At 64.1% G+C, this 20,436-nt stretch carries 19 protein-coding genes and 1 tRNA gene; all 20 read left to right on the top strand.

The window, feature by feature from the left end; translation table 11 throughout:
• Positions 1-74 precede the first annotated feature (74 nt).
• Positions 75-1,334 (top strand): branched-chain amino acid ABC transporter substrate-binding protein, encoded by a 1,260-nt coding sequence (locus BAMB_RS11605; protein ID WP_011657487.1) that lies wholly within the window; start codon positions 75-77, stop codon positions 1,332-1,334.
• A gap of 116 nt (positions 1,335-1,450) precedes the next feature.
• Positions 1,451-1,720: a 30S ribosomal protein S15 gene (gene rpsO / locus BAMB_RS11600; protein ID WP_006398792.1), complete on the top strand. Its 270-nt coding sequence runs from the start codon at positions 1,451-1,453 to the stop codon at positions 1,718-1,720.
• 291 nt (positions 1,721-2,011) lie between these two features.
• Positions 2,012-4,156, top strand: a complete 2,145-nt coding sequence (pnp, locus tag BAMB_RS11595; RefSeq protein WP_011657486.1) for a polyribonucleotide nucleotidyltransferase — start codon at positions 2,012-2,014, stop codon at positions 4,154-4,156.
• Between the two features lie 143 nt (positions 4,157-4,299).
• On the top strand, positions 4,300-5,319 hold the full coding sequence (locus tag BAMB_RS11590; RefSeq protein WP_011657485.1) for an NAD(P)H-quinone oxidoreductase: 1,020 nt from the start codon (positions 4,300-4,302) through the stop codon (positions 5,317-5,319).
• Between the two features lie 141 nt (positions 5,320-5,460).
• The gene (gene tpiA, locus BAMB_RS11585; protein ID WP_011657484.1) at positions 5,461-6,216 is read left to right on the top strand and encodes a triose-phosphate isomerase; all 756 of its coding nucleotides are present in this window, start codon (positions 5,461-5,463) and stop codon (positions 6,214-6,216) included.
• A 72-nt stretch (positions 6,217-6,288) separates the two neighbouring features.
• Entirely contained in the window at positions 6,289-6,666 is a 378-nt protein-coding gene (secG, locus tag BAMB_RS11580) for a preprotein translocase subunit SecG (protein ID WP_006750457.1), read from the top strand.
• Positions 6,667-6,776: 110 nt separating this feature from the next.
• Positions 6,777-6,861, top strand: a tRNA-Leu gene (locus tag BAMB_RS11575).
• A 154-nt stretch (positions 6,862-7,015) separates the two neighbouring features.
• Complete coding sequence (locus BAMB_RS11570; RefSeq protein ID WP_006398798.1) at positions 7,016-7,375, top strand: NADH-quinone oxidoreductase subunit A; 360 nt, start codon at positions 7,016-7,018, stop codon at positions 7,373-7,375.
• 63 nt (positions 7,376-7,438) lie between these two features.
• On the top strand, positions 7,439-7,918 hold the full coding sequence (locus BAMB_RS11565; RefSeq protein WP_006398799.1) for a NuoB/complex I 20 kDa subunit family protein: 480 nt from the start codon (positions 7,439-7,441) through the stop codon (positions 7,916-7,918).
• Between the two features lie 21 nt (positions 7,919-7,939).
• On the top strand, positions 7,940-8,542 hold the full coding sequence (locus BAMB_RS11560; protein ID WP_011657483.1) for an NADH-quinone oxidoreductase subunit C: 603 nt from the start codon (positions 7,940-7,942) through the stop codon (positions 8,540-8,542).
• Between the two features lie 9 nt (positions 8,543-8,551).
• Positions 8,552-9,805 carry an NADH-quinone oxidoreductase subunit D gene (locus tag BAMB_RS11555; protein ID WP_011657482.1) on the top strand — a complete coding sequence of 418 codons (1,254 nt, stop codon included), beginning with the start codon at positions 8,552-8,554 and terminating at the stop codon, positions 9,803-9,805.
• 168 nt (positions 9,806-9,973) lie between these two features.
• Positions 9,974-10,459, top strand: coding sequence for an NADH-quinone oxidoreductase subunit NuoE (gene nuoE, locus BAMB_RS11550; protein WP_006756903.1), 486 nt, complete (start codon positions 9,974-9,976; stop codon positions 10,457-10,459).
• On the top strand, positions 10,456-11,766 hold the full coding sequence (nuoF, locus tag BAMB_RS11545; RefSeq protein ID WP_011657481.1) for an NADH-quinone oxidoreductase subunit NuoF: 1,311 nt from the start codon (positions 10,456-10,458) through the stop codon (positions 11,764-11,766). The genes nuoE and nuoF overlap by 4 nt, the downstream gene beginning before the upstream one ends.
• Before the next feature lie 84 nt (positions 11,767-11,850).
• Complete coding sequence (nuoG, locus tag BAMB_RS11540; RefSeq protein ID WP_011657480.1) at positions 11,851-14,181, top strand: NADH-quinone oxidoreductase subunit NuoG; 2,331 nt, start codon at positions 11,851-11,853, stop codon at positions 14,179-14,181.
• Complete coding sequence (gene nuoH, locus BAMB_RS11535; RefSeq protein ID WP_006750463.1) at positions 14,182-15,249, top strand: NADH-quinone oxidoreductase subunit NuoH; 1,068 nt, start codon at positions 14,182-14,184, stop codon at positions 15,247-15,249.
• Between the two features lie 15 nt (positions 15,250-15,264).
• The gene (gene nuoI, locus BAMB_RS11530) at positions 15,265-15,753 is read left to right on the top strand and encodes an NADH-quinone oxidoreductase subunit NuoI (protein WP_006398806.1); all 489 of its coding nucleotides are present in this window, start codon (positions 15,265-15,267) and stop codon (positions 15,751-15,753) included.
• A 114-nt stretch (positions 15,754-15,867) separates the two neighbouring features.
• Positions 15,868-16,518, top strand: coding sequence for an NADH-quinone oxidoreductase subunit J (locus BAMB_RS11525; RefSeq protein WP_006750464.1), 651 nt, complete (start codon positions 15,868-15,870; stop codon positions 16,516-16,518).
• Positions 16,519-16,535: 17 nt separating this feature from the next.
• Complete coding sequence (nuoK, locus tag BAMB_RS11520) at positions 16,536-16,841, top strand: NADH-quinone oxidoreductase subunit NuoK (protein WP_004185739.1); 306 nt, start codon at positions 16,536-16,538, stop codon at positions 16,839-16,841.
• A gap of 17 nt (positions 16,842-16,858) precedes the next feature.
• The gene (nuoL, locus tag BAMB_RS11515; protein WP_011657479.1) at positions 16,859-18,913 is read left to right on the top strand and encodes an NADH-quinone oxidoreductase subunit L; all 2,055 of its coding nucleotides are present in this window, start codon (positions 16,859-16,861) and stop codon (positions 18,911-18,913) included.
• An 18-nt stretch (positions 18,914-18,931) separates the two neighbouring features.
• Entirely contained in the window at positions 18,932-20,422 is a 1,491-nt protein-coding gene (locus BAMB_RS11510; RefSeq protein ID WP_011657478.1) for an NADH-quinone oxidoreductase subunit M, read from the top strand.
• Positions 20,423-20,436: the final 14 nt, after the last annotated feature.

Genomic DNA, 20,436 nt, shown 5'->3' with positions numbered 1-20,436 from the left:
CACCGCGCTTGCGGCCGGCAGCGCCCGCGGCCTATGATCCGCGCTTCTCGGACAGATTGAAGGGCAGGTAGCCGATGCAGCAGTGGAAACGGTGCGCGCTCGCATTGAGTGCGGGGTGGATGCTGGCGTCGTCCGCGTTCGCGGCAGGCGAGCCGGTGCGGATCGCGCTGATCGAAGGAATGTCGGGCCCGTTCGCGAATGCGGGCGCGGCGGTCGAGCGTAACCTGCGCTTCGGCGTCGAGCAGGTCAATGCGGCGGGCGGCGTGAAGCTGCGCGATGGCGCGCATCCGCTCGAGCTCGTCGTGCTCGACAGCAAGGGCAGCCCGGAAGAGGCGCTCGTGCAGTTGCGCGCCGCGGCGGACCGGCACATCGGCTTCGTCGCGCAGGGCAACAGCTCGGCGGTCGCGGCCGCGCTCGTCGCGGCGCTCGACAAGCTGAACGCGCGTAATCCGGACAGCCGGATGCTGTTCGTGAACTATTCGGCCGACGATCCGGCGCTGACCGGCGCGCGCTGCAGCTTCTGGCATTTCCGTTTCGATGCGCACGCGGGGATGCGGATGGCGGCGCTGGCGGACGTGATGGCGCGCGATCGCGCGCTGCGCAAGGTCTATCTGCTGAACCAGGACTACAGCTTCGGCCACGACGTCAGCACGCTCGCGCGGCAGGCGCTGGCCGAACGACGCCCCGACGTGACGATCGCCGGCGACGAATTCCACCCGATCGGCCGCATCAAGGATTTCTCGCCGTACATCGCGAAGATCCGCGCGAGCGGCGCGGACGCCGTCGTGACCGGCAACTGGGGCAACGATCTCACGCTGCTCGTGAAGGCGGCGCGCGAGCAGGGGCTGAACGCGAAGTTCTATACGTTCTACGGTAACAGCCTCGGCGCGCCGGCCGCGCTCGGCGACGCCGGCGTCGGGCGGGTGATCGCCGTCGCGGACTGGCATCCGAACGCCGGCGGCGCGAAGTCGGACGCGTTCTACCGCGCGTTCCGGGCCCGTTTCCCCGCGGCGCAGGACGACTATCCGGTACGGCGCATGAGCCTGATGATCGACATGCTCGCGGCGGCGATGACTCGGGCCGGCTCGGCCGACCCGGTCGCGGTGGCGCGCGCGCTGGAGGGGCTGTCGTTCGACGACGGCTTCCACGCGTCGACGATGCGCGCACAGGATCACCAGTTGATCCAGCCCCTTTACGTGATGGAGATGGACAAGGCCGGCACGCCGGGCGTGCGCTTTGACAACGAGGGCTCGGGCTATGGGTTCCGGACGGTCCTCGCGGTGCCCGCCCAGCGTACGGCGATGCCGTCGACCTGCTCGATGACGCGCCCGTGACAGGAGGCGATGGAACGGCGTGCAGTTGTGTTACAATGCCCGCCGGTTGTAAGTCACGGCACGGCCATTCTTCCGTGTCCGCCTGTTCAGTTAGCAAGTAGGAAAAAGGAAATCACATGTCTGTTGCAGATATCAAGAAGTCGGAAGTCGTTGCTCAGTTCGCGCGTGGTACCAACGACACGGGCTCGCCCGAAGTCCAGGTCGCACTGCTGACCGCACGTATCGTCGAACTGACGGGTCACTTCAAGACCCACGCGAAGGATCACCACAGCCGTCGCGGCCTGCTGCGCATGGTGAGCCGCCGCCGCAAGCTGCTCGACTACCTCAAGGGCAAGGATGCCGACCGTTACCGCGCGCTGATCGAGAAGCTGGGTCTGCGTAAGTAATCGAGGCGATTGCCGCCAGCAAGATGCCTGTGTCAGTCCGCTGATGCAGGCATTTTGTTTTTGCGCGGTGCGTAGCGTCACGCGCACCGCAGGTTGTTCGGCACGCGCTTGCCGGACTGCCGGAACGGCTGATACCGGGGTTGGGATTTGTGTCATTCCATCGCGTTGCTCGTCGAGCGTTGCGCTGGAATGGCATAAAAAACACACCTTGCTCCGGGTGATTCGGTCGGGACGCCGCCGCGCGGGATGGCCCGCACGGCGAATGAAATGAATGAATTCAAAGGAGCAACCATGTCCATGTTCAACAAGGTCGTGAAGGAATTCCAGTGGGGCCAGCACAAGGTGCGCCTCGAAACCGGTGAAGTCGCGCGTCAGGCGAGCGGTGCCGTGATCGTCGACGTGGAAGACACCGTCGTGCTGGCAACCGTCGTCGGCGCGAAGTCGGCGAAGCCGGGCCAGGATTTCTTCCCGCTGACCGTCGACTACCTCGAAAAGACCTACTCGGCCGGCAAGATCCCGGGCGGCTTCTTCCGTCGCGAAGGCCGTCCGTCGGAACACGAGACGCTGACGTCGCGCCTGATCGACCGTCCGCTGCGTCCGCTGTTCCCGGAAGGCTTCTACAACGAAGTGCAGGTCGTGATCCACGTGCTGTCCGTGAACCCGGAAATTCCGGCGGACATCCCCGCGCTGATCGGCGCATCGGCCGCGCTCGCCGTGTCGGGTCTGCCGTTCAACGGTCCGGTCGGTGCCGCGCGCGTGGCGTACATCGACAACGCATACGTGCTGAACCCGACGCGTGACCAGCTCAAGGCATCGAGCCTCGACCTCGTCGTCGCCGGTACGGAGCGCGCGGTGCTGATGGTCGAATCGGAAGCCGATCAACTGCCGGAAGACGTGATGCTGGGCGCGGTCGTGTTCGGTCACGAGCAGATGCAGACGGCGATCGACGCGATCCACGAACTCGTGCGCGAAGGCGGCAAGCCCGAGTGGGACTGGCAGCCGGCCCCGAAGAACGAGGCGCTGATCGCGCGCGTGACGGAACTGGCGCACGGCGACCTGCTCGCCGCCTACCAGCTGCGCGACAAGCAAGCGCGTTCGACGAAGCTGAAGGAAGTCTACGCGGCGACCTCGGCGAAGCTCGAGGAAGATGCACAGGCGGCCGGCACGGTCGCGGCCGACAAGGCCACCGTCGGCAACGTCCTGTTCGACATCGAAGCGAAGATCGTCCGTTCGCAGATCCTGAACGGCGAGCCGCGCATCGACGGTCGTGACACGCGCACCGTGCGTCCGATCGAGATCCGCACCGGCGTGCTGCCGCGCACCCACGGTTCGGCGCTGTTCACGCGTGGCGAAACGCAGGCGCTCGTCGTCGCGACGCTCGGCACGAAGGGTGACGAGCAGATCATCGACGCGCTGGAAGGCGAATACCGCGAGCGCTTCATGCTCCACTACAACATGCCCCCGTTCGCGACCGGCGAAACGGGCCGCGTCGGCTCGCCGAAGCGCCGCGAAATCGGCCACGGCCGCCTCGCGAAGCGTGCGCTGGTCAAGTGCCTGCCGAGCGCCGACGAATTCGGCTACTCGATCCGCGTCGTGTCGGAAATCACCGAATCGAACGGTTCGTCGTCGATGGCGTCGGTGTGCGGCGGCTGCCTCGCGCTGATGGACGCCGGCGTGCCGATGAAGGCGCACGTCGCGGGTATCGCGATGGGCCTGATCCTCGAAGGCAACAAGTTCGCGGTGCTGACCGACATCCTCGGCGACGAAGATCACCTCGGCGACATGGACTTCAAGGTGGCCGGCACGGAGCAAGGCGTGACGGCGCTGCAGATGGACATCAAGATCCAGGGCATCACGAAGGAAATCATGCAGGTCGCGCTCGCGCAGGCGAAGGAAGGCCGCATGCACATCCTCGGCAAGATGACGTCGGCGGTCTCGGGTGCGAACACGCAGCTGTCGGAATTCGCGCCGCGCATGATCACGATCAAGATCAATCCGGAAAAGATCCGCGACGTGATCGGCAAGGGCGGTTCGGTGATCCGCGCGCTGACGGAAGAAACGGGCACGACCATCGACATCTCGGATGACGGCGTCGTGACGATCGCGAGCACGAGCAGCGAAGGCATGGCCGAAGCGAAGAAGCGCATCGAGAACATCACGGTCGAGATCGAAGTCGGCCAGGTGTACGAAGGCACGGTGCTCAAGCTGCTCGATTTCGGTGCGATCGTGAACCTGCTGCCGGGCAAGGATGGCCTGCTGCACATCTCGGAAATCGTCAACGAGCGCGTGAAGGACATCAACGACTACCTGAAGGAAGGCCAGCAGGTTAAGGTCAAGGTGATCCAGACGGACGAGAAGGGTCGCGTGCGTCTGTCGGCGAAGGCGCTGCTGAACGAAGCAGCGGCGTCGCAGTCGGATACGCCGCCGCAGCAGTAAGCGCAAAGGCGTGAGAACGGCCGGCCGTGCGAAAGCGCGCCGGCCGTTTTTTCTGTAGCATCGTTGCGCGGCGCAGCAGCGCCGGCGACGCGCCCGTGCCGCGCACGGATGCGCCCCCGATTCCGATCCTGGAGCGACCACCCATGAAAGCCATCGAAATCACCGAATTCGGCGCCCCCGACGTGCTGAAGCTCGCGGAGCGTCCGCGCCCCGAACCGAAGCGCGGCGAAGTGCTGATCAAGGTGGCGGCTTCCGGCGTGAATCGGCCGGACGTCTTCCAGCGCAAGGGCGCATACGCGCCGCCGCCGGGCGCCTCCGATCTGCCGGGCCTCGAGGTCGCGGGCGAGATCGTCGGCGGCGACCTGTCGGATGCCGCGCTGAACCCGTTCGGCCTGAAGCTCGGTGACCGCGTCTGCGCGCTGCTCGCGGGCGGCGGCTACGCCGAGTATGCGGTCGCGCCGTTGCCGCAATGTCTGCCGGTGCCTGACGGGCTGACCGACATCGAAGCCGCGTCGTTGCCCGAAACGTTCTTCACCGTGTGGAGCAATGTGTTCGACCGTGCGTTGCTGGGCGCGGGCGAAGGCGGCGAACAGGAAACGCTGCTCGTGCAGGGCGGCTCGAGCGGCATCGGCGTGACGGCGATCCAGATCGCGCATGCGCTCGGCTTTCGCGTGTTCGCGACGGCCGGCAACGCCGACAAATGTCGTGCGTGCGAGGCGCTTGGTGCCGAACGCGCGATCAACTACAAGACCGAGGACTTCGTCGAAGTCGTGAAGTCGCTGACGCACGATCGCGGCGTCGACGTGATTCTCGACATGGTGGCCGGTTCGTACGTGCCGCGCGAGCTGTCCGCGCTCGCGGATGGCGGCCGCCTCGTGCTGATCGCGCTGCTCGGCGGCGCGAAGGCCGAGGTCAACCTGAACGAGATCCTGCGTCGCCGGCTGACGGTGACGGGCTCGACGCTGCGTCCGCGTCCGGTCGAGTTCAAGGCGCGCATCGCCGCACAGCTGAAGGCGCGTGTCTGGCCGTTGCTCGCGGACGGTCGCATCAAGCCTGTCATCTACCGTGTGCTGCCGGCCGGCGAGGCCGCGCAGGCGCATGCGCTGATGGAGAGCGGCGAGCATATCGGCAAGATCGTGCTCGATTGGGGTACGACCGCCTGAAGCCTTCGGCGGCCGCACTTGACATACGCGGTTTGACCGGTTCAAGTCGCGCGCAGTAAAATCGCGGGTTTGCTTCGCCAGATCCAGCCTGACGGCCGGTTTCCGGTACGTTAATGACACGATAGTGACGAGACAGACACGATGTCGAAACAACGAACAAAGCGAGTGATCGGCAACTGGAAGATGCACGGCCGGCTGGCCGGCAACCAGGCGTTGCTCAATGAAGTGGTGCAGGGCGCGGGCGCGGTGGCGGCTGAAACGTCGATCGGCGTGTGCGTGCCGTTCCCGTACCTCGCGCAGGTTCAGGCGCAGCTCGGCGCTGGCCGTGTCGTGTTCGGCGCGCAGGACGTGTCCGCGCACGAGCAGGGCGCGTTCACCGGCGAAGTCGCTGCGGCGATGGTGGCGGAGTTCGGTGCGCATTATGCGATCGTCGGTCACTCGGAACGTCGCGCGTATCACGGCGAGCGCAACGAGACCGTCGCGGCGAAGACGCAGCGCGCGCTCGCGGCGGGCCTCACGCCCGTCGTGTGCGTCGGCGAAACGCTCGACGAGCGTGAAGCGGGCGCGACCGAGCAGGTGGTCGGTGCGCAGCTCGACGCGGTGCTGGCCGTGCTGACGGCTGACGAAGCAGCCCGCATCGTCGTCGCGTACGAGCCGGTGTGGGCAATCGGCACCGGCAAGAGCGCGACGTCGGCGCAGGCGCAGGATGTGCACGCGTTCCTGCGTGCGCGTCTCGCGGCGAAGGGTGCGGCGCACGTGTCGGTGCTGTACGGCGGCAGCGTGAAGCCGGACAACGCGGAAGAGCTGTTCGCGCAGCCGGACATCGACGGCGGCCTGATCGGCGGCGCGTCGCTGAAGGCGCAAGATTTCCTGGCGATCTGCCGGGCCGCACGTTGAGCGGTCCGGGGTCGAATTGAAACATGATGGTGGCCGGTTGGTCCGGTCGCCTGATCCAATCGGGTGGGTGTGATGCTGTTATTCAAGACGCTGATTATTGTCGTGCAGGTGCTGTCTGCACTCGGTGTGATTGGGCTCGTGCTGCTGCAGCACGGCAAGGGTGCCGACATGGGCGCCGCGTTCGGCAGCGGCGCGTCGGGCAGCCTGTTCGGTGCGACGGGCTCGGCGAACTTCCTGTCGCGCACGACGGGCGTGCTGGCCACGATCTTCTTTGTCGCGACGCTCGCGCTGACGTACCTCGGCTCATACAAGTCGACGCCGTCGGCAGGCGTGCTGGGCGCGGCTGCGACCGCACCGGCATCGGCGCCCGCAGCGTCGGCACCGGCCGTCGCGGCGTCCGCTGCAGCGGCTTCGGCCGCGAGCGCGCCGGGCCAGGATGTCCCGAAATAAAAAGCCAAATTTTTTGCGGTTGTGCGTTGAACAAATCTGGAACTCGGGTTAGAATTTAATTCTTGAAGCGATTCGCGGGAACAAGCAGCACAACCCGAGTTGCATGCAGTGCCGACGTGGTGAAATTGGTAGACACGCTATCTTGAGGGGGTAGTGGCGAAAGCTGTGCGAGTTCGAGTCTCGCCGTCGGCACCAAAGTTACTCAATGCCAGCCGCTTCTAGTGGCTGGCATTTTTCATTTGTGGGGTATGTCTTGCGATTGTCTTGTGATCGCACGCACTCCGAAATGATTCCTTCCGCCGGAAGTGGTATTCTCCGGACGCTCAGAACCAACCGATAGAGGATTGCCTTGAACCTCGCAGCCTATTACCCCGTCTTGTTGTTCCTCCTCGTGGGCACTGGTTTAGGTATAGCGCTGGTCAGCATCGGCAAGCTCCTTGGTCCCAACAAGCCGGACGTCGAGAAGAACGCACCATACGAGTGCGGCTTCGAAGCCTTTGAAGACGCCCGGATGAAATTCGACGTCCGGTACTACCTCGTCGCCATCCTGTTCATCATCTTCGATCTCGAAACCGCGTTCCTGTTTCCGTGGGGCGTCGCGCTGCGGGACATCGGCTGGCCCGGTTTCATCGCAATGATGATTTTTCTGCTCGAATTCCTGCTGGGCTTTGCCTATATCTGGAAGAAAGGCGGTCTCGACTGGGAGTGATGGGGTTAATCGCCGGTTTGCATGGGCGGCCACGCTGGGTCGCTCGTCTGGAGTGGAAAGCAAATGAGTATCGAAGGGGTCTTGAAGGAAGGGTTTGTCACCACGACGGCTGACAAGCTGATCAACTGGACGCGTACCGGCTCGCTGTGGCCGATGACGTTCGGGCTCGCATGTTGCGCCGTCGAGATGATGCATGCGGGCGCGGCCCGTTACGATCTGGACCGGTTCGGGGTCGTGTTCCGTCCGAGCCCGCGTCAGTCGGACGTGATGATCGTCGCCGGCACGCTGTGCAACAAGATGGCGCCCGCACTGCGCCGCGTGTATGACCAGATGGCCGAGCCGCGCTGGGTGATCTCGATGGGGTCGTGCGCGAACGGCGGTGGCTACTACCACTACTCGTACTCGGTGGTCCGCGGTTGCGACCGGATCGTGCCGGTCGACGTCTACGTGCCGGGCTGCCCGCCCACGGCCGAGGCGCTGGTCTACGGCGTGATCCAGCTTCAGGCGAAGATCCGCCGCACCAACACCATCGCCCGTCAATAAAGCCCCGAGCGTCCCCTCAATATGGCAAGCAAAATCGAGATCCTGAAGGCAAACCTCGAAGCCGCGCTCGGCGCGCGCGTGGTGAGCCTCACCGAAGCGATCGGTGAACTGACGCTCGTCGTGAAGGCGAGCGATTACCTCGAAGTCGCAAAGACGCTGCGCGACGATCCGAAGCTCTGTTTCGAGCAGCTGATCGACCTCTGCGGCGTCGACTACCAGACTTACGGCGACGGTGCGTACGACGGCCCGCGTTTCGCGGCCGTGTCGCAGCTGCTGTCGGTCACGAACAACTGGCGCCTGCGCCTGCGCGTGTTCGCGCCGGACGACGATCTGCCGATCGTCGCGTCGCTCGTCGACATCTGGACCTCCGCAAACTGGTACGAGCGCGAAGCGTTCGACCTGTACGGCCTCGTGTTCGAGGGACACCCCGACCTGCGCCGCATCCTCACCGACTACGGCTTCATCGGCCACCCGTTCCGCAAGGACTTCCCGGTGTCGGGCTATGTCGAAATGCGTTACGACCCGGAAGAGAAGCGGGTCGTGTACCAGCCGGTGACGATCGAGCCGCGCGAAATCACGCCGCGCGTGATCCGCGAGGATCGCTATGGCGGTCTGAAACATTAAGGGGGCGTCATGGCAGAAATCAAGAACTACACCCTCAACTTCGGCCCGCAGCACCCGGCAGCGCACGGCGTGCTGCGCCTGGTGCTCGAGCTCGACGGCGAAGTCATCCAGCGCGCCGATCCGCACATCGGCCTGCTGCATCGCGCGACTGAAAAGCTCGCGGAAAGCAAGACCTTCATCCAGTCCGTGCCGTACATGGACCGTCTCGACTACGTGTCGATGATGGTCAACGAGCACGGCTACGTGCTCGCGATCGAGCGTCTGCTCGGCATCGACGTGCCGGAGCGCGCGCAGTACATCCGCGTGCTGTTCGACGAAATCACGCGCGTGCTGAACCACCTGATGTGGATCGGCGCGCACGCACTCGACGTCGGCGCGATGGCGGTGTTCCTGTACGCATTCCGCGAGCGCGAAGACCTGATGGACGTGTACGAAGCGGTGTCCGGCGCACGGATGCACGCGGCGTACTACCGTCCGGGCGGCGTCTACCGCGACCTGCCTGACGCAATGCCGCAATACAAGGCGTCGAAGATTCGCAACGAGAAGGCGCTCGCGAGGATGAACGAAGCGCGCAGCGGCTCGGTGCTCGACTTCATCGACGACTTCTTCACGCGCTTCCCGAAGTGCGTCGACGAATACGAAACGCTGCTGACCGACAACCGGATCTGGAAGCAGCGCCTGGTCGGGATCGGTGTCGTCAGCCCGGAGCGCGCGCTGCAGATGGGCCTGACGGGCCCGATGCTGCGCGGTTCGGGTATCGCATGGGATCTGCGCAAGAAGCAGCCGTACGAAGTGTACGACCGCATGGATTTCGACGTGCCGGTCGGCGTGAACGGCGATTGCTACGACCGCTATCTGGTGCGCGTCGAAGAAATGCGCCAATCGATCCGCATCGCGAAACAGTGTATTGAGTGGCTCCGCAAGAATCCGGGCCCGGTGATGACGGACAATCACAAGGTTGCACCGCCGTCGCGCGTCGGCATGAAGACCAACATGGAAGACTTGATTCACCACTTCAAGCTCTTCACCGAAGGTTTTCACGTGCCGGAAGGCGAGGCGTACGCAGCAGTCGAGCATCCGAAGGGCGAATTCGGCATCTACCTCGTGTCGGACGGTGCCAACAAGCCGTACCGCCTCAAGATTCGCGCCCCGGGCTTCGCGCATCTCGCGTCGCTCGACGAAATGGCGCGCGGCCACATGATTGCCGACGCCGTCACGATCATCGGTACGCAGGACATCGTGTTCGGCGAAATCGATCGCTAATGGTTGCGCCGCCTGCGCGTGCGGGCGGCGAGCAGTAAGTCACATGCGATGCGCGCTGAGCCGGCGCGGCTTCGCAAGCTGTCAACAGTGAGCGCCAGGTCTGCCGTCCATGCACAGCAGTGCGGCAGGTTGTTCGTTCGGTAGGAATTGAAAGAGTCGTGTCTGAAAATGATCTCAGCTGAAGGCCTGAAGGAAATCGATCGAGCGTTGACGAAGTATCCCGCCGATCAGAAACAGTCCGCCGTGATGTCGGCGTTGGCCGTTGCTCAGGAAGAGCACGGCTGGCTGTCGCCCGAACTGATGCAGTTCGTCGCGGACTATCTCGGCATGCCGGCAGTCGCCGTGCAGGAAGTCGCGACGTTCTACACGATGTACGAGCTCAACCCGGTCGGCAAGCACAAGATCACGCTCTGCACGAACCTCCCGTGCCAGCTTGGTCCGCACGGCGGCGCCGAGGCGACGGCCGACTACCTGAAACAGAAGCTGGGCATCGGCTTCGGCGAGACCACGCCCGACGGCAAGTTCACGCTGAAGGAAGGCGAATGCATGGGCTCGTGCGGCGATGCGCCGGTGCTGCTGGTGAACAATCACAGAATGTGCAGCTTCATGAGCCGCGAGAAGATCGACCAGCTGCTTGAGGAGCTTTCGAAATGACGTCCCTTCACGACCGTCACATCAAACCGCTGATCCTTGCTGGTCTGAACGGCGAGAACTGGCATCTCGAAGATTACGTTGCGCGCGGCGGCTACAAGCAGCTGCGCCGCATTCTCGAGGAAAAGATTCCGCCGGAGCAGGTGATCGCCGACGTGAAGGCGTCGGGCCTGCGCGGCCGTGGCGGTGCGGGCTTCCCGACCGGCCTGAAGTGGAGCTTCATGCCGCGCCAGTTCCCCGGGCAGAAGTACCTCGTCTGCAACTCGGACGAAGGCGAGCCGGGCACGTTCAAGGATCGCGACATCCTGCGCTGGAACCCGCATGCGCTGATCGAAGGCATGGCCATCGGCGCGTACGCGATGGGCATCACCGTCGGCTACAACTACATCCACGGCGAAATCTTCGAAGTGTATCGACGCTTCGAGGCCGCGCTCGATGAAGCGCGTGCCGCGGGTTTCCTCGGCGACAACATCATGGGCTCGGAATTCTCGTTCCAGTTGCACGCGCACCACGGTTACGGCGCGTACATCTGCGGCGAGGAAACGGCGCTGCTCGAGTCGCTCGAAGGCAAGAAGGGCCAGCCGCGCTTCAAGCCGCCGTTCCCGGCGAGCTTCGGCGTGTACGGCAAGCCGACCACGATCAACAACACCGAGACGTTCGCCGCGGTGCCGTTCCTGCTGTCCATCGGGCCGCAGAATTACCTCGAGATCGGCAAGCCGAACAACGGCGGCACGAAGATCTTCTCGGTGTCGGGCGACGTCGAGCGTCCGGGCAACTACGAAGTGCCGCTCGGCACGCCGTTCGCGACGCTGATGGAGCTCGCCGGCGGGATGCGCGGCGCTCGCAAGATCAAGGCCGTGATTCCGGGCGGTTCGTCGGCGCCGGTGATCCCGGGCGACATCATGATGCAGACCGATCTCGATTACGACTCGATCGCGAAGGCGGGCTCGATGCTCGGCTCTGGCGCGGTGATCGTGATGGACGAGACGCGCTGCATGGTGCGTTCGCTGCTGCGCCTGTCGTACTTCTACTACGAGGAATCGTGCGGCCAGTGCACGCCGTGCCGTGAGGGCACCGGCTGGCTGTATCGCGTCGTGAATCGTATCGAGCACGGCGAAGGGCGCCAGGAAGATCTGGACCTGCTGAACTCGGTTGCCGAGAACATCATGGGCCGCACGATCTGCGCGCTCGGCGATGCGGCGGCGATGCCGGTGCGCGGGATGCTCAAGCATTACTGGGACGAATTCGCGTACCACGTCGAGCACAAGCACTGCATGGTCGGCGGCCACGCGCACGCTGCGGCAGCCTGAAGCGAAGCACCGGTTGCGGAATTTGAGCGCACGGTCGGGCGAAGGCGCGAACGGGCGGAAATAGGTTAAGGACCATTCACCATCATGGTTGAACTTGAAATAGACGGCAAGAAGGTCGAGGTGCCCGAAGGCAGCATGGTGATCCAGGCTGCGCACAAGGCGGATACGTACATTCCTCACTTCTGCTATCACAAGAAACTGTCGGTTGCGGCCAACTGCCGGATGTGTCTCGTCGAAGTCGAGAAGATGCCGAAGGCCGTGCCTGCCTGCGCGACGCCCGTGTCGGCCGGCATGATCGTGCACACGCAGTCCGACAAGGCCGTGAAGGCGCAGCAGTCGGTGATGGAATTCCTCCTCATCAATCACCCGCTCGACTGCCCGATCTGCGATCAGGGCGGCGAATGCCAGCTGCAGGATCTGGCGGTCGGCTACGGCAAGTCGTCGTCGCGCTACTCGGAAGAAAAGCGTGTGGTGTTCCACAAGAACGTGGGCCCGCTGATCTCGATGGAAGAGATGTCGCGCTGCATCCACTGCACGCGCTGCGTCCGCTTCGGCCAGGAAATCGCCGGCGTGATGGAGCTCGGCATGCTGGGTCGCGGCGAGCACTCGGAAATCACGACGTTCGTCGGCAAGACGGTCGACTCCGAGCTGTCGGGCAACATGATCGACCTGTGCCCGGTCGGCGCGCTGACCAGCAAGCCGTTCCGCTACAGCGCCCGTACGTGGGAACTGTCGCGCCGCAAGTCGGTGAGCCCGCACGATTCCGTCGGCGCGAACCTCGTCGTGCAGGTGAAGAACAACCGCGTGATGCGCGTGCTGCCGTTCGAGAACGAAGCGATCAACGAATGCTGGATCTCGGACAAGGATCGTTTCTCGTACGAAGGTCTGAACAGCGAAGAGCGCCTGACGAAGCCGATGCTGAAGCAGGGCGGCCAGTGGATCGAAACCGACTGGCAGACCGCGCTCGAGTATGTCGCGAAGGGCCTGAAGGGCATCGCCGCGGATCACGGCGCGAACGCGCTGGCGATGCTCGCGAGCGCGCACAGCACCGCTGAAGAGCTGTTCCTCGTGAAGCAGCTCGCCAACGAACTGAAGACGCCGAACGTCGACTTCCGTCTGCGTCAGCAGGATTTCTCGGCGCCGGTCCAGGGCGCACCGTGGCTCGGCATGCCGATCGCCGACCTGTCGAACGTGGATGCTGCATTCGTCGTCGGTTCGTTCCTGCGCCGCGACCACCCGCTGTTCGCCGCACGCCTGCGTCAGGCCGCGAAGAACGGCGCGAAGCTGCACTTCCTGCACGCGACCGCCGACGACTCGCTGATCCCGACCGCGAAGCGCATCGTCGCTGCGCCGTCGGCATGGCTCGACGAACTGGCCGGCGTCGCCGCGGCCGTCGCGCAACTGCGCGGCGTCGCACTGCCGGACACGCTCGCGGGCGTCACTGCGTCGCCGGCCGCGCAAGCGGTCGCCCAGTCGCTCGCGAACGGCGAGCGCCGTGCGGTGCTGCTCGGCAACGTGGCCGTCCGTCATCCGCAATTCGCACAGCTGCACGCCGTCGCACAGTGGATCGCCGACAACACCGGCGCCACGTTCGGCTTCCTGACCGAAGCGGCGAACACGGTTGGCGCGCACGTCGTCGGTGCGCTGCCGGGCGAAGGCGGCCTGAACGCGCGCGAAGCGTTCGCGCAGCCGCGCAAGGGCTACGTGCTGCTGAACGTCGAACCGGAATTCGACACCGCCGATCCGGCGCAGGCGCTTGCCGCGCTGAACCAGGCTGAAATGGTCGTCGTGATGTCGCCGTTCAAGCACGGCCTCGATTACGCCGACGTGCTGCTGCCGGTCGCGCCGTTCACGGAAACGGCCGGTACGTACGTGAACGCGGAAGGCTCGGTGCAGAGCTTCAACGGCGTCGTGCGCCCGCTCGGCGACACGCGTCCGGCGTGGAAGGTGCTGCGCGTGCTCGGCAGCCTGCTCGGCTTGCCGAACTTCGAATACGAGACCGCCGAAGAAGTGCGTCTTGCGGCGCTCGGGGACGCAGGTGTCGCGAGCCGTCTGTCGAACCAGGCGTCGGTCGCGCCGGCACGCGTCGCGGCGACTGCCGCGAACGGCGGTTTCGAGCGCCTCGCCGATGTGCCGATCTATCACGCCGACGCACTCGTGCGCCGCGCAGGTGCGCTGCACCTGACGGCCGCCGCGAAGGTGGCGAACGCCGCAGCCCTGCCGGCCGCGCTGTTCGACAAGCTGGGCTTGAAGGAAGGCGACGCGGTGCGCGTGCGCCAGGGCGAGCGTGCGGTGCAGTTGCCGGCCGTGCGCGACGCGAATCTTGCGGAGACGGTCGTTCGCGTGTCGGCGGCGACGCCTGCCGGCGCAGCGCTCGGCAGCCTGTCCGGTGAACTGGTGGTGGAGAAGGCGTAAATGAGCTTGTTCGATACGATCAACGCGGGCGGAGCCCAGCTTCTCGGCATCGCATGGCCGACGGTGTGGGCCATCGTGCGCATCCTCGTCGTCGCCGTCGTGATCCTGCTGTGCGTCGCGTACCTGATTCTGTGGGAACGCAAGCTGATCGGCTGGATGCACGTGCGTCTCGGCCCGAACCGCGTCGGCCCCGCCGGCCTGCTGCAGCCGATCGCCGACGTGCTGAAGCTGCTGCTGAAGGAAGTCATTCAGCCGAGCGCCGCCAGCCGCTGGCTGTACCTGATCGCGCCGGTCATGACCGTCGTGCCGGCGTTCGCCGTCTGGGCGGTGATCCCGTTCCAGGCCGAAGCCGTGCTCGCGAACGTGAACGCCGGCCTGCTGTATGCGATGGCGATCTCGTCGATCGGCGTGTACGCGGTGATTCTCGCCGGCTGGGCGTCGAACTCGAAGTACGCGTTCCTCGGCGCGATGCGCGCGGCGGCCCAGATGGTGTCGTATGAAATCTCGATGGGCTTCGCGCTGGTGCTCGTGCTGATGACGGCCGGCAGCCTGAACCTGTCGGAAATCGTCGGCTCGCAGCAGCACGGCTTCTTCGCCGGCCACGGCGTGAATTTCCTGTCGTGGAACTGGCTGCCGCTCCTGCCGGCGTTCGTCGTCTACTTCGTGTCCGGCATCGCCGAAACGAACCGCCACCCGTTCGACGTGGTGGAAGGGGAGTCGGAGATCGTCGCGGGTCACATGATCGATTACTCGGGCATGGCGTTCGCGCTGTTCTTCCTCGCCGAGTACATCAACATGATCGTGATCTCGGCGCTCGCCGCGACGCTGTTCCTCGGCGGCTGGGATGCACCGTTCGAATTCCTGTCGTTCATTCCGGGCGTCTTCTGGCTGGTGCTGAAGGTGTTCGCGCTGCTGTCGGTGTTCATCTGGGTTCGCGCGACGTTCCCGCGCTACCGTTACGACCAGATCATGCGTCTGGGCTGGAAGGTGTTCCTGCCCGTCACGGTGATCTGGGTGGTCGTGGTCGGCTTCTGGATGATGTCGCCGCTCAACATCTGGGTGAAGTAAAGATCGGACGAAATCATGACGGCAATCCAACACTTCTTTAAGACCTTCTTCCTGACGGAGCTGCTGAAGGGGCTCGCGCTGACCGGTCGCTACACGTTCCGGCGCAAGTTCACCGTGCAGTTCCCGGAAGAGAAGACTCCGATTTCACCGCGCTTTCGCGGGCTGCATGCGCTGCGCCGCTACGAGAACGGCGAAGAGCGCTGCATCGCGTGCAAGCTCTGCGAGGCCGTGTGCCCCGCACTGGCGATCACGATCGAATCGGAAACGCGTGCGGACAACACGCGCCGCACGACGCGCTATGACATCGACCTGACGAAGTGCATCTTCTGCGGTTTCTGCGAAGAGAGCTGCCCGGTCGATTCGATCGTCGAGACGCAGATTCTCGAGTATCACGGCGAAAAGCGCGGCGACCTGTATTTCACGAAGGAAATGCTGCTCGCGGTGGGCGATCGCTACGAGAAGGACATCGCTGCGGCGAAGGCCGCCGACGCGCCGTATCGTTGATTGTGTTTGCAGTGCCGGCCCGGCATGAACGGGTCGAGCCGCCGCGACGGGTGCGGCACGCGAGAGCGTCCCGCAAGCCGCGCCTGACTATGGCCTAACGATGAACCGGTAATCATGGAATTCACGACCGTACTGTTCTACATCTTCGCGCTGCTCCTGGTGGTATCAGGGCTGAAGGTGATCACTTCGCGCAACCCGGTGGCGTCTGCGCTTTTCCTTGTGCTGGCGTTCTTCAACGCCGCCGCGATCTGGATGCTGCTGGAAGCGGAGTTCCTCGCGATCCTGCTGGTGCTGGTGTACGTGGGCGCCGTGATGGTGCTGTTCCTGTTCGTCGTGATGATGCTGGACATCAACATCGATTACCTGCGCCGCGACTTCAAGCGCTTCGTGCCGATGGCAACGGTGGTCGGCGCGATCATCGTGGTCGAGACCGCGCTGATCCTGTGGCGCGGCTACGGCGACACGCATACGGTGCACGCGATGGCGACGGGCGCGATGGCCGACTGGTCGAACACGCGACTGATCGGCAAGGTGATCTACACCGACTACATCTTCGCGTTCGAAATCGCCGGCCTGGTGCTGCTGGTCGCGATCATCGCCGCGATCGGGCTGACCGAGCGCAAGGGCAAGGACAGCAAGCGCCAGCGCGTGTCGGATCAGGTCAAGGTGCGCCGCAACGACCGCGTGCGCCTCGTGAAGATGGAAGCGGAAAAGCCGCAGCCGGAAACGGCGCAGAGCGAAGCCGGTACGAGCACCAACGGCTAAGCGGAGGAAAAGAAACCATGCTGACTCTTGCTCACTACCTCGTACTCGGCGCGATCCTCTTTGCGATCGCGATCGTCGGGATTTTCCTGAACCGCCGCAACATCATCATCATCCTGATGGCGATCGAACTGATGCTGCTGGCGGTGAACACCAACTTCGTCGCGTTCTCGCACTACCTCGGCGATGTGCACGGCCAGATCTTCGTGTTCTTCGTGCTGACCGTCGCCGCAGCGGAAGCCGCGATCGGTCTCGCGATTCTGGTGACCCTGTTCCGTAAGCTCGACACGATCAATGTCGAGGATCTCGATCAGCTCAAAGGTTAATTTCAGGCAACGCTGTTATGTCAATGACACTCAATGAAAACCTGCTGCTGGCGATTCCGCTCGCTCCGCTGGCCGGCTCGCTGATTGCGGGGCTGTTCGGGAACGCAGTGGGGCGCAAGGGCGCACACCGGATCACGATCCTCGGCGTATTGATCGCGTTCCTCCTGTCGGCGAAAGTCTTCCTCGACGTGATGGGCGGCGCGAGCTTCAACGCGACCGTCTATGAATGGATGAACGTCGGCTCGCTGAAACTCGAAGTCGGCTTCCTCGTCGATTCGCTGACCGCGATGATGATGGTCGTCGTGACCTTCGTCTCGCTGATGGTGCACGTGTACACGATCGGCTACATGTCGGAGGAGGACGGCTACCAGCGCTTCTTCTCGTACATCTCGCTGTTCACGTTCTCGATGCTGATGCTCGTGATGAGCAACAACTTCCTGCAGCTTTTCTTCGGCTGGGAAGCGGTGGGTCTGGTGTCGTACCTGCTGATCGGCTTCTACTTCACGCGTGAGAGCGCGATCTACGCGAACATGAAGGCGTTCCTCGTGAACCGCGTGGGCGACTTCGGCTTCCTGCTGGGCATCGGCCTGCTGCTCGCGTTCGCGGGTTCGATGAACTACGGCGAAGTGTTCGCGAAGCGTGCCGAGCTCGCGAGCCTGCACTTCCCGGGCACCGACTGGGGCCTGCTGACCGTTGCCTGTATCTGCCTGTTCATCGGCGCGATGGGTAAGTCGGCGCAGTTCCCGCTGCACGTGTGGCTGCCTGACTCGATGGAAGGCCCGACGCCGATCTCCGCGCTGATTCACGCGGCGACGATGGTGACCGCCGGCATCTTCATGGTGTCGCGCATGTCGCCGCTGTTCGAGCTGTCGGATACCGCGCTGTCGTTCATCACGGTGATCGGCGCGATCACGGCACTGTTCATGGGCTTCCTCGGGATCGTCCAGAACGACATCAAGCGGGTGGTCGCGTACTCGACGCTGTCGCAGCTCGGCTACATGACCGTCGCGCTCGGCGTGTCCGCTTACCCGGTCGCCGTGTTCCACCTGATGACGCACGCGTTCTTCAAGGCGCTGCTGTTCCTTGGCGCCGGTTCGGTGATCATGGGCATGCACCACGACCAGGACATGCGCAACATGGGCGGCCTGCGCAAGTACATGCCGATCACGTGGATCACGTCGCTCGTCGGTTCGCTGGCGCTGATCGGTACGCCGTTCTTCTCGGGCTTCTACTCGAAGGACTCGATCATCGACGCGGTGAAGCTGTCGCACCTGCCGGGCTCGGGCTTCGCGTACTTCGCGGTCGTCGCGAGCGTGTTCGTCACGGCGCTGTACTCGTTCCGCATGTACTTCCTGGTGTTCCACGGCGAAGAGCGCTTCCGCAAGCCGAAGCATCCGGAATCGCCGATGGGCATGGCGGCCGCGCACGGCCACGACGATCACGGCCATGGCCACGGTCATGACGACCACGCGCACGAGCCGCACGAGACCCCGTGGGTCGTGTGGGTGCCGCTGGTCCTGCTGGCGATTCCGTCGGTGATCATCGGCGCGATTGCGATCGGCCCGATGCTGTTCGGCGACTTCTTCCAGCACGGCGTCGCATTCGACAAGGTGATCTTCATCGGCGCGAACCATCCGGCACTGACCGAGATGGCCGAAGAGTTCCACGGCTGGGTCGGCATGGGCCTGCACTCGGTGTCGGGCCTGCCGGTGTGGCTGGCGCTTGCCGGTGTCGTCGTCGCATGGTTCCTGTACCTGAAGCGTCCGGAGCTGCCGGCGTCGATCCGCCGCGCGTTCGGCCCGATCTACACGCTGCTGGACAACAAGTACTACATGGACAAGATCAACGAAGTGGTGTTCGCCCGTGGTTCGGTGGCGATCGGCCGCGGCCTCTGGAAGGAAGGTGACGTCGTCGTGATCGACGGCCTCGTCAACGGCAGCGCCCGGTTCATCGGCTGGTTCGCCGGCGTGATCCGCTTCCTCCAATCCGGTTACATCTATCACTACGCGTTCGCCATGATCATCGGCATGCTGGGGCTCCTGACCCTGTTTGTAACGCTCGGCGGCAAATAAGGCGGGGAGACAACACTAATGCACGCTTTTCCGATTCTCAGTACCGCGATCTGGCTGCCGATCGTTTTCGGCCTCCTCGTGCTCGCGGTGGGTAACGACAAAAATCCGGGCACGGCCCGCTGGGTCGCGCTGATCGGTTCGCTGCTCGGTCTCGCGGTCACGATCCCGCTGATCACGGGCTTCGATTCGAGCACGGCTGCGCTGCAGTTCGTCGAGAAGTCGACCTGGATCGAACGCTTCGACATCGCGTACCACCTCGGCGTCGACGGCATTTCGATGTGGTTCGTCGTGCTGACCGCGCTGATCACGGTGATCGTCGTGATCGCCGCGTGGGAAGTGATCACCGAGAACGTCGCGCAGTACCTCGCGGCCTTCCTGATCCTGTCCGGGATCATGATCGGCGTGTTCTCGGCGGCCGACGGCCTGCTGTTCTACGTGTTCTTCGAGGCGACCCTGATCCCGATGTACATCATCATCGGCGTGTGGGGCGGCCCGAACCGCGTGTATGCGGCATTCAAGTTCTTCCTGTACACGCTGGCCGGCTCGCTGCTGATGCTGGTCGCGCTGATCTACCTGTACACGCAGACGCATTCGTTCGACCTCGCGACGTGGCAGAACGCCAAGATCGCGATGACGCCGCAGATCCTGTTGTTCATTGCATTCTTCCTCGCGTTCGCGGTGAAGGTGCCGATGTGGCCGGTGCATACCTGGCTGCCGGACGCGCACGTGGAAGCGCCGACGGGCGGCTCTGTCGTGCTGGCGGCGATCATGCTGAAGCTCGGCGCGTACGGTTTCCTGCGTTTCTCGCTGCCGATCACGCCTGACGCAAGCCACTTCCTCGCACCGGTCGTGATCACGCTGTCGCTGATCGCGGTGATCTACATCGGCCTCGTCGCGATGGTGCAGGCCGACATGAAGAAGCTGGTCGCGTATTCGTCGATCGCGCACATGGGCTTCGTGACGCTCGGCTTCTTCATCTTCAACCAGCTCGGCGTCGAAGGCGCGATCATCCAGATGATCTCGCACGGCTTCGTGTCGGGTGCGATGTTCCTGTGCATCGGCGTGCTGTACGACCGTTTGCACTCGCGCCAGATCGCCGACTACGGCGGCGTCGTGAACGTGATGCCGAAGTTCGCGGCATTCGCGATGCTGTTCTCGATGGCCAACTGCGGCCTGCCGGGCACGTCGGGTTTCGTCGGCGAGTTCATGGTGATTCTCGCCGCCGTCCAGTACAACTTCTGGATCGCATTCGGCGCGGCATTCACGCTGATCCTCGGCGCCGCCTACACGCTGTGGATGTACAAGCGCGTGTACTTCGGCGCGGTCGCGAATGATCACGTTGCCAAGCTGAAGGACATCGGCCGTCGCGAATTCCTGATGCTGGCCGTGCTGGCCGCGTTCACGATGCTGATGGGCCTGTATCCGAAGCCTTTCACCGACGTGATGCACGTTTCCGTGGAAAACCTCCTCTCCCATGTCGGGCAGTCCAAACTGCCGCTGGCCCAGTAATCGCGAGCGGAGGA

This window comes from Burkholderia ambifaria AMMD (genome assembly GCF_000203915.1).
In the GTDB taxonomy this organism is placed as follows: Bacteria; Pseudomonadota; Gammaproteobacteria; order Burkholderiales; family Burkholderiaceae; genus Burkholderia; species Burkholderia ambifaria.
The sequence above is the reverse complement of the archived record's forward strand: the minus strand, read 5'-3'. Positions and strand labels throughout refer to the sequence as shown.